Here is a 14,076-nt window from a genome sequence, read left to right as displayed (position 1 = left end):
GCATCGACTGATCACTTTCACCCCGCTTTGCTACCACTTATCACGATCGGTAACAAACGTGTTCACATGAGTCATTCGCCCCGGCCACTACCGATCACAGCCGCCGACGCGATCCACCCCTGTCGCGGTGGCCAGAGGCGATGACTCTCCGTAGCAGATGACACAAACACAGCCCTCCACCGAGAAGACTGATCGCGAGGACGTCCTCGACCTCCTCGCCGAGACGATCGAAACAACCCACGCGCGAATCGAGCTTGACGACGCCGCGTCGCGCGACGAACAGGAACTCCAGATCAAGTGGATTCGCGCGCTGGGGTACCTGGCAGGCCAGTACCGCAAACTGCTCAACGACGAGGATCTCGACGAGATGGCCGCCGAGCTCGACCTGCTGAAGGCCGCTGACGGGGGTGACCCCTGATGCGCGACCCGACCAAACGCGGGCTCGAACGGGAGCTCGACGCCCTCAAACACCAGTTGGGACGGGCCGACGACGACGCCCCGACCGACGTGACGGTCGCCTGGCGCGACGCCGCGCCCGACGCGCGGCCGACGGGGATCGCCTACGACCCCGAGACGGCCACGCTCACCTACGACGTCTGGGCCGCCCAGCGCGCATGTCTGGACGCGCTCGAGGGTGACGACGCCGATCTCGTCGCCTTCCTCGCGGGGTATGGCAGCGGGAAGTCCATCCTCGGCGCCCGCTGGCTGCTCGCCCAGGCGCTGGCCCATCCCGACAGCCGGTTTCTGGCGATGGGCGTCGACTTCACCAAGGCCCGCGACAGCACGTTCCGTATCCTCTGTGAACAACTGCCCGGCGCCCGGACCGCGCTCCGGACCGGGACGATCAACGGCCCCGAGAGTTCGCCGATCGTCGCCGACTTCAATCGCGGCGCCCATCGGCTGACGCTGACCAACGGCTCCGTGATCGTCCTCGGGGCGGCCGACAGCTGGAACCGGTACGCCGGCGATGAGTTCGGCGCCATCTGGCTCGACGAGCCCAGCCATTACGAGACCGACCTCCACGATCTGTTGGAGATGCTGGGCGGGCGGTTGCGCGGGGTCGCCGGGCCGAAGGTCCAATGCTGGACGCTCACCGGGAACGGCTACAACGACGCCTGGGAAATCCTCGAACAGCGCCAGGATTCGACCGGCGACCCGATCGGGCTCGCGATCGAGCTCGTGCGGGCGTCGACGCTCGACAACCCCTATCTCGACGCCGGCACGCGCGAGCGCTACGAGCGCCAGTTCGGCGACACCGACCGCGAGGCTCAAGCGCTGCGGGGTGGGTTTGCGGCTGCCCAGGGGCTGGTCTATACGAAGTTCAGCCGTGACACCCACGTCATCCCCCACGCTGCGGCCACCGACCGCGTCATCGCCGACTGGCGAGTCTACGGCTACGACCACGGCTGGAACGATCCGCGGATCCTGTTGGAAGTCGGGAAAACGCCGCGCGATCAGCTGGTCGTCCTCGACGAGTTTTACGAATCCGAATCGCACGTCGAGGACGCGATCGCCTGGCTCGAGGCGACCGGCAAGCCCTCCGGGTCGGTTTACTGCGATCATGAACCCGGGCATATCGACAAATTCCGCCGCGCCGGCTACCGCGCCGAGGCTGCGACGAAGGACATCGACGAGGGGATCGCCGAAGTCCGGAAACGCCTCGAGGCCGACGGGAATTTAGACGTGGGCACCACAGAGAAGGTGATCATGACCATCGGCGGGATGCCGAACTCGACGTATGTGTCGTCGTCAAACGGGGAAACCCGGCGTGCGGGTGAGACAGGCAATTCCGAGTCCTCGACTACCGAGCAGCCCGCAGTCGGCCTCCTCGTGTCTGATCGCTGCCAGCACCTGATCCGGGAGTTCCTCGGCTACAAGGAAGCCCACGTCGGTAAGGCGGTCGCCGAGGATCACTGCCTCGACGCGCTGCGCTACGCCTGTATGGGTGTCGCCGGGCGGTAGGCACGTCGTTGCCTGGGCGCGACTGCGGTGCTGTCGATTGCACACAGTCTGAGCCACGTCGGCTGGCGGCGACCCCGGTCCCACCTCGGCGCCTGTGAGGGCTGGGTGCCGGGCCCGCCAAGCGCATGGTCGTAGGGCCGCGGCCCCTGCCCGACCGCCGTCTTAGGCGTCGCGGGGATCCTCGACGAACTCGTAGAGTCCGCGTGAGACACGTTTGATCCAGCCGGCATCGCGAAGACTCCGGAGGGAAAACTCGATGTTGCCTTTCTCAAGGCCGGTTTCGTCGATCAACCATCGTGGATTCGCCCGGCCCCACGGATCGTTGTTGTCACGCCCTTGTTTCAGCGCGTTCAAAACGCGCTCGTCGTTCTCAGTTGGTTCATATCGCTCATTGACCATATCTTAGGCCATACTTCACGTCCGTCCCCCATAGTAGAATATCCTTCGTAATTCACCTTCGTCTGCAATTTGCTTTCTACTTTGCTTTACAAAGCTATATAGTGCTGGCTGGTGAAGATCCTTTTAGAGAAGCGCGAAGTGCCACGGAAAGACAGTGGCTCGGTGCTGGCACACCGAACCGCGCTTCTCGGGAGTGAGAAGCAATGAGAACTACGAATTCGACCGATAAAAGACATTCCGTGAACGAACCGTGCGATCACGACTGGTGTAACGGCCCGACGGGGGACGGACTCCCCTGTTTCGCGTGCTTCAACGCGGCACGTCACCTGGAGGCCAGGATCGATGCCCGGTGACGATAGCTGTCGGCACCAGGCGCCAAGGGACAGCGTCCGCGACGACAAGCCTACGGTCATCGCATCTCCGGAGGCGGTGTTAGCCGGCCACCCCGTTGGACCCCGCTCGAACGGCGCCGTCTGTATCGGCTGTGGCGAGGCGCTCCACGAGACCGATATCGTGTTCGCGTACGCGTATCGCTGTACCGACGCCGCGGATTGGGTCGTGTTGAGGCTGTACTGTCTCGGATGTGCGCCCGCTAGGATCCGCTCGCCGACGCTCGGCGTGACGGAGGTGCTCGTCGGGGGCCGTCTCGGGACGATCACGCTACCGACAGCGCGGACCCACCGCCAGTGTCTCACGGAACTGCAGAGCAGAGCGGTTAGCCCACCGACAGAAGGAGGTCCGCCATGACCAACGAACCACCGGTGGCCGACGAAAGGTTCGTAGCGAGTACCCGAAGTGAAACAGCCGCTCGAGGATTCGTTCTGGCAACCAGGATACTTCCTCGCAACGACCGGGTAAGTGAGTATCGACGTTCTCATGGATTATATTGAGAACCAGTAATGTCTACTACAGCGAATAAGACGCTCGAAGCGACGCTTGTCTCGCCGACAGCCCACAAAGAGGAGAAGTTACAAGATACTCTCAAAACATACCGTGAGGCGCTGCAAGACGCGTTCGACTCTGGTGCGGATACGATGAACGGTGTCTCTGAAGTAGTGACGCCGTTCGATCTTCCATACCAAGCGAAGGCTGCACTATGCAGCTACATCCCGAAGCTCCGGAAAACATATAACGCCCGTGAGTTAGACGATGAACACCCGCTCCGGCTCACAAATCAGGCCGCGAGGTTCGACTACTCGAGCGAACGTGAGCACGAATTCACGTGGTGGGCACCGCGACCGGGACGAGGGACGAACTTCTGGATTCCGCTTCGGATTAACCCGGAGCAAGAAGACCTCTGGCACGATCTCCTCAACGAGGACGTCAAGGCTGGACAGATTCAACTCCAGAAGAACCGGAAGAACTGGGCACTTCACGTTACCGTCGAGTACCCGGTTGAAGAACCGACGGTAGACGGTGACACCACACCAGTCGGGCTTGATATCGGTGAGACTGCGCTGATCACGGCCTGTGGCCTTAAGCGCGGTACACCGACAAGACCCGTTCTCTGGAGTGGTAAGCGTACAAAACACCTCCGAAAGGAAATGTCGACCACGCTTCAGCGACTACAAGAACGTGATGCTGAATGGCGCATTGATGAACGGTTCGACTACTACCAAAACGCGCTTACGGATATCCTCGAGAAGGCCAGTTGCGAGGTCGTCGAATACGCTGGCACTTTCGAGAACCCGATGATCGTGATGGAGAATCTGACGTACATCCGTGAGAACTTGGACTACGGGAAGTACATGAACCGGCGACTCCACGCGTGGGCCTTTGCACGGCTTCAGGGCCGTGTTGAGGACAAAGCGAGAGACGTCGGTATCCCGGTCGAATACGTGAGTCCGCGTTACACGTCTCAGACGTGCCACGAGTGTAGTCACATCGGAAAGCGAAGTACGCAAGCAGAACTTCGGTGTACGAACGACCACTGTCGCGTCTCGACGTTCCAAGCGGATATCAGTGCAGCTGCAAGCATCGCTCAGAGGGTTGACCCGTGGGGAGAGAGCGTTCCTTGGAAATCGGAACGCAATGACTCGCCTCGGGATGGGAGCGGTAGTGACACCGCCGTAAGACCACCCAAGCCGAGCACACCTACGCAAATGACGCTTGGAGATGATCGGTCTTAAAACCTTACCGGCAAGCCCGGTATTCTTACTGTGTGGGAAGCCTTGCCGTCGTCGGGCTACGCCCGACTGCTTGAGGGAGCTTCGCTCCCTCTCGGTTTCCGGCGAGGAGGATGTCACCGATAGCGAGTACAGAATACTAGTACTAGCGTCGGGACTAGTCCATCCGTTTGACGAGAGTTTCGGTAAGTGTGATCGACTTTGGACTTCCATTCATATTCTATAGCTATCGGAAATAATAGTTAGCACCATCCGTATTAGGATGGTCGTCGAGGTAGCCGTAGAGTCTCCGGAAGCGTCTGGATTGCGATTTCACTGGGCGCTTCTCTGCTGGGGACTCTTGGAACTACGTCGCTGCGGCCACTAGCCTGCGACGGCTGCCGGCAGTGGCGGCGCTGTCCGCCTTCACCAGTGGCTGCACCCGCCCCCTGTGACGCGCCCCATCGCCACTGCCGAGACCAGCAAGCCCGCTGGAACGGGTGTACGGACTTCTCGGTCAGCAAGCGCAACGAAGCTGCTCGCGGAGTCAGAACGATGTCCGAGCCCTACCTCGCTCGTTACGGCCGCTACCCCACGGAACGTCGTTGCCAAGACGGATCGTCGTCTTCCGCTTGAAGGGGCCGGTCTGTGAACTCCCCGTACGTACATAGCAATATCCGGCGATCTAGTTCCAAGAGTAGGTACGGCCGGGAAAGGACTGTCAGAGGCACCTCCCACCGCATCAGTTCCGATCTTGCGAGCAACTAAAGATCTGTGGGTGATTTTCAAGAGATTTACTTACTATTGGAATGGAGAAACGTGATATTCCGTCTACAAACTGCACGCTTCAGTTCTCCAAGAGTCTCCCCCAAGGTGACTCCCGCGCTCAGTGAGCACGGCGTGTGGCACGGAGGCGGATGCTAGATGCATCGGTCCCCCGCGGCGTGCTAGACACGCGTCGACTAGTTAACCACCAGAATTAATATATTAATTGGTTATAACTAGCTTCAGCGGAGGCGAATGGCCGAGGTCGTGGTCGATCTCTCCCCGCACACTTCCCACGAGTTTCGCGCGGTCGGCTGGCTACCGCCCTGGCGTCGTGCAGGTGCCTTTCCGCGCTCGAGTCGACGGCACGAGCACGACCCCCGGCTCGTAGCCGCAGGCGACGCTACGGCCCGCTACGTGCTCCGGGGGGAGCCCCACAATTAACGGTGGCGACCGTTTCGCTCTAGCGTCGAGACGCGCCGTGGAAGCAGCACTCGGCGACAGAAGGGCTCGGGCCGGGGCTGGCGCGCTCGCGTGACACCGGAATGTCCACGGTCGCCATCTCTAAGTGGGCGGGGGGTAACTGCCACTCCATGTACCCGTGGGAACACGCCGCGGTCGCGTATCTCTGCTACACGGTCTACGCGCGGTGGCGTACGGGGACAGCGCCCGCCGGGTGGGCCGTTCTCGTCGTCCTCACTGCCTCCCAGTTCCCGGATCTGATCGACAAACCCCTAGCCTGGCAGGTCGGACTCGTCGCGAGTGGCCGGGCGGTCGCTCACTCGCTGTTCGTCGCTGTCCCGCTCGCCCTCGTCGCCCGTGTGCTCGCCCGCCGCCACGGTCGGGGCCCGCTGGGGACCGCGTTCGCGGTCGGCACCCTCTCACATCTGGTAGCCGATGTCATCCCCCTGTCTGCGGACGGGTCGCTGCAGCTCGCGAGCGTCGGCTGGCCGGTCGTTCCCTACGAGTCGGCGGCCGACACGACCGCCTCAGCCACCGGTGCGGTCGCACACACCAGTACGACCGTGGTCGGCGCCTATCCGTCGGTAGCTGCGGGCGACCCTACGCTTGCGGTCCTCGGCAGGCTCGGACTCGTCGGGTTAGCGGGCGTCGTCTGGCTGTCTGATGGGCGCCCGGGCGGCCAAGAACTGCGGTGGGGTGTTCGAATGGTGCTTACCGCCATCCGCGCAAGGGGCCGCCGTGGGCGGTCCTGAATCGGTGTGCCCGCGGTCGGGTGCGGGACACTTCCCGTACGAGTCACTTCGTCCTGCTCGAGCGACGGCTCTCGATGTGTCGCGAGGCGGCGGGTGTAGTCGGTCCAGCGTCGGACCCAGCGGTGATTCGCTCTTACTTCGTTCGAATCCAGCGTCCGTCTCGGGATCACACCGCATGTCATCTAGTGGCGTCGACAGCGACCAGGCAACTGCCGAGGTAGTCAGTGGTGCGCTCGAGGGCATCGGTTACGTCGTCGACCGTCGGTGACGCGAGGAAGCCCGCGTCGGCGATCACTTCGGAAGCGGCGGACTCGGGATGGGCCGCTGCGATGACGGTATAATCCGCAGCCATCGCCTCCGCGAACGGGATGCCGAAGCCTTCGCGGGTGGACGGGAGGCGAAGACGTCCGCCGCGCGCATGTGTGCGAGGACATCGTCGTACTCCTCGAGCCTGTCGCCCCTTTTAGTCCCACCCACGGTGGTTTGATTGGGTCCGAGATGCGCGTGGACTGTGTATTGGACTACTGAAACACTGGGACATTCGAAGCTTCGGTAGAGCCTCGGATCAGCGATCAGGTCCGACTTGCATTTCGTCGATCAAACGCGGCGTGTCGCAGTTCGGACACCACGCTCCGCCGCTGGCTCGAGCGAACTCCCGTTCACCACAGATCGTACAGCGTCCCTCCGGATAGCGAACCATGTAGTCGTATGCGAACGTACTATCAATCAACGTTACTGTCAACTCATCCGGTGAGTCGTCCGTCGGTGGTCCGGGATCGACTTTTAGAGATCGAGTCGAGTGCCGACACGGCGTTCGATTCGAGTCTCGAGTTGCGAGTCGACTCGAGAGATGATATTCTCCCGACTATTATCTCGATATCGTACTCACTTTCGAGCATGTTAGCCAGTCTACTCGGCCGCTGTTTCGGGATCGGAGTACTGCTCGTCGGGCTCTTCGGACTGTTCGTGCTTGGTGGTACTGGCTGGACACTCGATGCGGCGGTGGCAGGGGACTCGGTGACGATTGACGAGATCGGGATGTTTCAGGACGTGAATCTCGATCCCGGGAGCGAGTATCGCAGCGGGGGTCCGGCGTCAGTCGGCGGGTCCTCTACGGCAGAATCAACGATGACCGCAGCCGTTGTCGGTGATTCCATCCCCGCAAACGCACTATTCGCACCTGATGATCGGAGTGAGGCGATTCATATCGGCGGCCTGCGGTTTCTCTACGTCATCTCGCTCGTCGGCGCAGTGCTCGTTGCCGCTCGAGCCCTCGTCGGTTGGCGGATCGAGGCCAGTGTGCTGGCGCTCGAACCACGGCAGACCGTGCCGGTTAGTTCCGGCGAGAAGATGGTTCCTCAGCCGACGCGGTTCCGGGAGCGGCGATCGCGTTCTCGGGAGTGATCCGCGTGCCGGACGCATTGACACACGTCCTGATCGCCTATGCTCTCGCGACGGCGCTCTCTCTTCGGTACGAGTGGATCACGCCGCGGCTGACGACCGTCGCGATGGCCGGTGCGATGATTCCCGATCTTGCCAAACTCGGGCGGGTGATTTCCCCCGAGACCGTGGAAGCAGTGCTCGGCGTCCCGTTCTCGTGGCAGCCGATTCACACGGTCGGCGGGGGGACGCTGGCGATCCTCGTCGCCTCGCTGGTCGTCCGTCCGGCGTACCGACGGCCGGTCGCACTATCGCTCACGCTCGGCATCGGCTCGCACTTCGTGCTCGACATGTTCTTGATTCCGCCCGCTGGAACGTTTCCCTACCTGTGGCCGCTCACCGACGCCGAAATCGCACTCCCCGGACTCTACAAGAGCGGCGACGGGTGGATCGTCCCCATCGGGATTGCGGTCGCCCTCGGTGTTCAGTCGGTCGTTCGACGGCGCTCGCTCGAGGCAGAATCGGCGGTCCGAACCGACGGCTGATCCGGTTCGCGCGTTCGTCGTCGGAGCGCCGTCAAGACGGACCCGAGAAGTCGATCAGAAGAAATACGATGCCGTCGCCACTCCGCCAACCGTGCTAGCCATGGGTCACCGGTGTTCGAAATACTCGTCGGCGCGGATCGTGTACCGATGGCAGTCGACCGGTGCGCCGTCGCTTCCGACCATCCAGTTTCGCAGGCGTCCCTCGTAGGTGCCGCCGAACTCGGCGACGTACTTCTCGATCGCCCGTCTGGACCGTTCGTTGCCGTCGAGACAGACGGCTTGGACCAACTCGAGGTCCAACCGCTCGAAGGCGACCTCGAGGAAGGCACGGGCTCGCTCGCCGGCGTAGCCGCGCCCCCAGAACGCCGTTCGGAGCCAGATACCCAGATCCGCCGTCCGTTTGTCCCAGTCAATGTCTAACCGCGTGCCGCCCGCGATATCGCCCGCCCCTGACTCCCCCTCGCGGGGCCGAACGATGTACTCGGCGCGTTCCCCGTCGTCCCACTGTCGTTCGGCACGGTCGACGAAGTCCCGCGTCTCCTTCGGGTGACGATGCGGTTCGAACCCGGGGACGTACTCGACGACCTCCTCGATCCCCGGTTCGTGAACCGAACACGCCCGATAGTACGACTCCAGGTCGATCGTCTCGTGGCTGAGTCGCTCGAGGCGCAATCGGTCGGTCTCGAGTTCGCGCGGGAACATCGGTCCGCTAGTCGAGATCGATCGGGATAACGAACGGAACTAGTTATCAATTACAGCGATGGTCCCGGTAGTTTATAGCTGCCGATGAACGAGTATCGCCAATCGGGCCGTGCCCGAGGTGAATCCGTTCCGTGCCCGGTCGAAGCGATCCCGGATTCAGTGCTGCCCTAAATACCGATCCCGTGGACACCCGTCATTGCCGGATGAACGCTCAGGACCGTCTCGCTCCTGGCTGCTGCGGACCGCTCGAGAAATGGCACCCACGACTACCAAATCCGATGCACGGCCGCACGCGGCGTCCGGCTGGTGGGTCCGCTGTGGGTCAGGTACGCTCTCGAGCGCGGAATTCCAAATAAATATGCCGCATTGATGACAAAACTATAATCTTTAATAGCAATGTGAAACAATTGTCGTCTGCGTCTTCAACCTATACTAGTCTAGTTGATAGTCTTATTGACACGATATGACCTCGTGACACCGGAATCGTATATTCGGTTATTGGTCTCTAGAGCGGTAACGCTCTCTTGAGCATGAGTTGCGTATTCCCCTTCTCCGAATCGACGACTTTCCTCCAATCCTGGCCGATATCCTATTCGCTCATCATATTCGCTGTAGAGTAGAATGCTATCTGTCATATTTTCCTGTAAATAGTGTTCGCCCGTAGCTGCCAATGGCACCGGCTCCGCCCCTATCTGAGAATCCTCTAAATGTGCCCGAAACATTACTGTTCCAGAATCGTACTCTACAAACGATCGGCTGGCGTAAGTTGGTTGATTTCCGGGCTGATGTGCCCGGTACCAGTCAACTATCTCACTTTCTTCATATGTTTCAAACTTCTTGTTGTGTGATACGTCATCACTGACTGGGCTCGTCTCGATGCTTGGAGTGAGTCCTGAGAGTGCAAAAAATGCGATGATAAGGATTAATCCAGCAGTGACTAATTGTGGACGACGGAACTGAAGTGAGCGGATACCTAGAACGAAAAACAGAGGGACGAACGTGAGAAGCGAGAAAAACAACATCCGATTTGGAGACATCCCCTGGATTCCGAGGATTACGCCGACAGCCATCAGGGCTAAAAATGCGTAGCAAAGCACTGGGAATACTTTTTCCCGAAGCGGTATATTGGCTTCTAAACGATCAAGAATGCCGATTTGTACGATGGCGAAGGCGATCGAAATTCCGAGTGTGGTATACGCAATGAGCCATATCGGCTGATCCATTGATGCTCCTGTAGGGCTCGCGATATCGAAGCCGATGAAGAGCGGAATGATATTTGCAATCACTAACTCAAGGCCATATGTAGTCGCGTTGTATGTCCACTGAATAAAAACTATCACGCTAAACGCAATCAGTATACGTCGTCCCTGCCTCATCCGCGGTGCTACGAGAAGAAGCGGAAAAAGGAGGAACAGAAGAATCGCGACCGAATAATGGTGGGTGACGGTGATGGTCGCAAAGAGAAAAAAGACTGTGCCGGCCACTCGTACTTGGAACGGTTTCTCGATATTTCGGGACCAGACGAGGATGTAGCTCAGAGTGAGTATCATTACGATGAAAAGCCCGGTATAGGTAAGATGGTTTCCGTTGTTCGTGTAGCGGTTGATGAAATCGGAGCTGACGAAGACGACAAGCGCAAGGCTGGCCCAGTATTCTGGAGCTGCTGCCCACTTCCGTTCGTACAGAACGGTCCGGACGAACAGAAATACCCAAATCCCGCTGATTAGCATCACGATCCCCAGGGAGTAGTAATACATCTGTTTCCCCGGAATATCGAGGAAGAGGCTACTGGAGACCACAAAAATATGATGTAGAGCATATGAGCTGTAATTAGTTCCCTGTGGAACCGTCCCGTTCTCCAGGATTGGCTGAACCATTTGTGAGATATGATAATATGAATCAGCACCGCCAAATCCAAACGGATAGACCATCTGATTAGAGAGGAATACGATTGCTCCCAGCCCGATAACACAACAGAACCAGGGGAGTCGCAATTTCCCATACTTCGGTAAAACAACTAACAGAGAGGCCGCAACTGCGACGAACAAATAATAAGCGACTGGTTTAGTATAGATCGTTACTCGAAGTGAGACGGCGGCTGCGATGAACAACCAGAGAAATATTAGATAACCCAGTTTAATTGAGGTAGTAGTCGGGAAGCCCCAATTGTATGCAGGATGATCGTGTAAGGGGTCTCGATATCGATTAACTATAGCTACTACTGTCCCTGCCAAGAACCCAAGCGCAATTGGGAGTTGGAGATATACGCCGAGTATCCAAAGCCCAACAACGGCGATGACAAGAACGAAGAAAATCGGCCAAGACGCCTTCTGAAGGAGCGTTTGGAGCCATTTTTCGGGTGCCATTTTCATACTATTATCTTGTTGTATTGTTGTCTACGACTCGATCTGGAAGGCCAGTGAGGTTTACATATGCATAGAATCCCACTAACGGTAAATATGTCGTGAAAATTCGATCGATGAATATGACGGTCGCTGCGACTGCGACTGGCACTCCTAGCGCGCTTATAACAGCGGTTCCAGATGCTTCTGCAACCCCTATCCCGCCGAGCGAGATCGGTAAGACAGTCACAGAATACATCAGGACAGGAATAAATAGCATCTCAAGAAGTCCCAAATCAAGGCCGAATACAATCGAGAGAATCCACAGACGAGCACCAGCCAAGATCACGCGCGCCGCGATTAGGCAGCCACTTGAGGCAAGAAGTCGGCGTGGATCTATTCGGGTTCCCTGCTGAACTTCAGGGATGGGGAGACGTGAAATGATGTGTTGTTGTACTATATTTATATCCGACAAGAGGATACCTGTGACGACCGCAACCGGGAAACCGAGATATAATGCTACACAGAGCGCGAGTGTAAGGCTCATCTCAGTGGAGAGTATATCTTGAAAGATTAGCCATCCAATCCCCGCAGTTCCGCCCGTGATTAGCGTCACGATCACCATCTGGGTCGTTTGGATAACCGCGCCTTCCGCCTTATTTGCACTTGTGTACCGATCAATTAGGACAGGCATTGATATAACAGATCCGAGACGAGAGGGAATAAATACGTTCGCAATGAAATTCGCTGCATCGATTTTAAACATTCGATAGAAGGTTAAATCCGTGTAGTAAGTCGTGAGAATGAAGATCGAGAGTGTAGACAGAAACACCTCAAGAGCAAGGAGCCCTGAGAGCGCTGCGGCGGGGATAATCCCTAATCTAGGGATAGTAGCCACTACCTCTTGAACAGGGATCTGCCAGAGAAGGTAAGCGAGGATCCCAAGCGAGACCAATGCTTTTGATACAGATTTTAATTTGTTTGATGTCATCCAACTGGTAGACATCAAAGTACTATCTTGCCGTTAAACCGCTCAATGATAGACGGTATTTTATCATATATTCCCAACATGATCTCTAGAAAAGCAGAATATTGGTAGCTACGATTTCCTCTTTTGTTTCGACGCTCCCTGTCGGTGTCATGATATAGAGAACAACAATCCAAAACTTGAATTTGACGATGGGCCACGAGAATGATTTATCTATCCAAAGTACTCCCTAGACACTAGTATCAATGTTCCACTCACAGTTTGCGGTATGTATGTCCCATGTATTTGTCCCGTCATCGAACGTATCTTGGCGTTGAAGTCCCCTTTTTCTATTTCAGTTTTCGGTATCGATATCCCAACTTATACCGCTCTCGAACCAGAGAACGTACGGAACTGGGACAGACCCTCGTAATTAAATTGAAAGAATAGCTTTCAAATTCATAGAACCTCTATATTTTTCAACTCTTCATTTACTTCTCGTACTAGTATGACTTTTTAATCCTCTTAGTGACTTCGTGACATATATGGCCAATGCTATAGTATTCTGAAATATGACCTCCAAACCGTCCATAGTTTATGTTAATCCGACAAAGCAAGTTCGAACAGGGATTCAATCTCTCAGTAGAGGATTAACGACAAAAGCAAATATAACAATTTTAACTCCATCGGATAGTGAAGAAATGGCTTCAGAAGCTCCGAACGTAGACTATAGGTATTATAATGCGATGTATGTTCCGGGCGTCCGATATACACTACCAACCCCATCATTTTTACGACAGCTTTCCGCACTAGTAAAGAAGTCAGATATTGTTCATGTATATAGCTATTTTTACCCTGTGTGTGCAGCCGCAGTTATCGAATCACGGCGCCTTTCTACGCCCTCCGTAGTGACGGTTGATTCGCTCCCAGGAGTCAATTGGACATCGGGCAGTCGCCCAGTCGATTTCATCGGGCGTTGTTATACAGCTACATTAGGCAGAGCAACGTTCGAAGCAGCCGACCACGTTGTAGCCCTCGGTGATTATTTGCTTGATCCGCTAAAACCATATGCCGAAGCAGACAAACTATCGGTAATTCCGAACGGAATCGACACAGAGAATTTCACTCCTTCTCGAGACGAGTCACGGGCGGATAGTGAGGTAACTGAGCTCCTGTTCGTCGGTAGGTTGGATCCAGTAAAGGGCGTTCCGACACTTCTTAATGCCATGAAATTGCTGTCTTTGGAAAGCGAAGAAGCGTACCACTTGACGATCGTCGGGGATGGAACGAAACGAGACGAATATGAAAGTCGCTGCGTCGAATTAGGTATTGATGATCTCGTTACGTTTGAAGGGTATCAAGAAAACGTCCTCCCTTACTATCGAAGCCACGACATATTCGTCCTTTCATCACTGTCAGAGGGGCAACCGACAGTGTTGTTAGAAGCGCAAGCCTGTGGTTTACCGGTGATTTCGACGGACGTCGGTAGTGCCTCAGAGCTCGTCAAAGCCGGAGAAACAGTTCCACCGAACAACTCCGAAGCGCTCGCTCGCGCGATTGATGCAGTTTCGGCAAATACTGAGGATATTTGTCAGCGCGTTCGATCTAATGTAATAGCAAACTATTCTATGGAAACAATGTGTGATGACTACTGGACACTCTATCAGAAATTATGGAACAGTAATAGTTGAATCA

The 14,076-nt window shown here is 56.9% G+C and carries 12 protein-coding genes and 2 pseudogenes; 9 read left to right on the top strand and 5 right to left on the bottom strand.

Going from position 1 to position 14,076, the window contains the following annotated elements; genetic code table 11:
- Positions 1 to 157: 157 nt before the first annotated feature.
- The gene (locus HTUR_RS06130) at positions 158 to 418 is read left to right on the top strand and encodes a hypothetical protein (RefSeq protein ID WP_012942440.1); all 261 of its coding nucleotides are present in this window, start codon (positions 158 to 160) and stop codon (positions 416 to 418) included.
- Complete coding sequence (locus HTUR_RS06125; RefSeq protein WP_012942439.1) at positions 418 to 1,962, top strand: terminase large subunit domain-containing protein; 1,545 nt, start codon at positions 418 to 420, stop codon at positions 1,960 to 1,962. Before HTUR_RS06130 ends, HTUR_RS06125 begins: the two co-directional genes overlap by 1 nt.
- A 162-nt stretch (positions 1,963 to 2,124) precedes the next feature.
- On the opposite strand, the gene HTUR_RS06120 is transcribed toward HTUR_RS06125, so the two are convergent.
- Positions 2,125 to 2,361 carry a hypothetical protein gene (locus HTUR_RS06120; RefSeq protein WP_012942438.1) on the bottom strand — a complete coding sequence of 79 codons (237 nt, stop codon included), beginning with the start codon at positions 2,359 to 2,361 and terminating at the stop codon, positions 2,125 to 2,127.
- A gap of 342 nt (positions 2,362 to 2,703) precedes the next feature.
- Here HTUR_RS06120 and HTUR_RS25470 point away from each other — a divergent pair, with 342 nt between their 5' ends.
- From HTUR_RS25470 to HTUR_RS06110, 4 genes and pseudogenes are all read left to right on the top strand, one after another.
- Positions 2,704 to 3,108 carry a hypothetical protein gene (locus HTUR_RS25470; RefSeq protein WP_012942437.1) on the top strand — a complete coding sequence of 135 codons (405 nt, stop codon included), beginning with the start codon at positions 2,704 to 2,706 and terminating at the stop codon, positions 3,106 to 3,108.
- A 42-nt stretch (positions 3,109 to 3,150) separates the two neighbouring features.
- Positions 3,151 to 3,219, top strand: a pseudogene (locus tag HTUR_RS26650) (IS200/IS605 family transposase); the annotation flags it as partial.
- 41 nt (positions 3,220 to 3,260) lie between these two features.
- A complete protein-coding gene (locus tag HTUR_RS06115) occupies positions 3,261 to 4,490 on the top strand; it encodes an RNA-guided endonuclease TnpB family protein (RefSeq protein WP_012942436.1) in 1,230 nt (409 codons plus the stop codon).
- A gap of 1,334 nt (positions 4,491 to 5,824) precedes the next feature.
- Complete coding sequence (locus HTUR_RS06110) at positions 5,825 to 6,445, top strand: metal-dependent hydrolase (RefSeq protein WP_049941839.1); 621 nt, start codon at positions 5,825 to 5,827, stop codon at positions 6,443 to 6,445.
- 229 nt (positions 6,446 to 6,674) lie between these two features.
- Here HTUR_RS06110 and HTUR_RS28640 read toward each other — a convergent pair.
- Positions 6,675 to 6,895 (bottom strand): annotated as a pseudogene (locus HTUR_RS28640) (glycosyltransferase); the annotation flags it as partial.
- Between the two features lie 381 nt (positions 6,896 to 7,276).
- Between HTUR_RS28640 and HTUR_RS06105 the strand changes: the two are divergent.
- Both HTUR_RS06105 and HTUR_RS06100 read left to right on the top strand, forming a co-directional pair.
- A complete protein-coding gene (locus HTUR_RS06105) occupies positions 7,277 to 7,849 on the top strand; it encodes a hypothetical protein (RefSeq protein ID WP_148225323.1) in 573 nt (190 codons plus the stop codon).
- 5 nt (positions 7,850 to 7,854) lie between these two features.
- The gene (locus tag HTUR_RS06100) at positions 7,855 to 8,370 is read left to right on the top strand and encodes a metal-dependent hydrolase (protein ID WP_226377484.1); all 516 of its coding nucleotides are present in this window, start codon (positions 7,855 to 7,857) and stop codon (positions 8,368 to 8,370) included.
- 105 nt (positions 8,371 to 8,475) lie between these two features.
- Here the strand turns inward: HTUR_RS06100 and HTUR_RS06095 are convergent, their stop codons facing one another.
- The 3 genes from HTUR_RS06095 to HTUR_RS25460 all read right to left on the bottom strand — a co-directional run bounded on the left by HTUR_RS06095 (position 8,476) and on the right by HTUR_RS25460 (position 12,405).
- The gene (locus HTUR_RS06095; RefSeq protein WP_012942431.1) at positions 8,476 to 9,072 is read right to left on the bottom strand and encodes a GNAT family N-acetyltransferase; all 597 of its coding nucleotides are present in this window, start codon (positions 9,070 to 9,072) and stop codon (positions 8,476 to 8,478) included.
- Positions 9,073 to 9,509: 437 nt separating this feature from the next.
- Positions 9,510 to 11,444, bottom strand: a complete 1,935-nt coding sequence (locus HTUR_RS06090; RefSeq protein WP_012942430.1) for a hypothetical protein — start codon at positions 11,442 to 11,444, stop codon at positions 9,510 to 9,512.
- Positions 11,445 to 11,448: 4 nt separating this feature from the next.
- A complete protein-coding gene (locus tag HTUR_RS25460) occupies positions 11,449 to 12,405 on the bottom strand; it encodes a lysylphosphatidylglycerol synthase transmembrane domain-containing protein (protein WP_187291472.1) in 957 nt (318 codons plus the stop codon).
- 548 nt (positions 12,406 to 12,953) lie between these two features.
- Between HTUR_RS25460 and pelF the strand changes: the two genes are divergently transcribed.
- Positions 12,954 to 14,072: a GT4 family glycosyltransferase PelF gene (pelF, locus tag HTUR_RS25455; protein WP_012942428.1), complete on the top strand. Its 1,119-nt coding sequence runs from the start codon at positions 12,954 to 12,956 to the stop codon at positions 14,070 to 14,072.
- Positions 14,073 to 14,076: the final 4 nt, after the last annotated feature.

The organism is Haloterrigena turkmenica DSM 5511, assembly GCF_000025325.1.
Taxonomy (GTDB): Archaea; Halobacteriota; Halobacteria; order Halobacteriales; family Natrialbaceae; genus Haloterrigena; species Haloterrigena turkmenica.
Note: the sequence above shows the minus strand (reverse complement) of the source record. Positions and strands in the feature narration are given on the sequence as shown.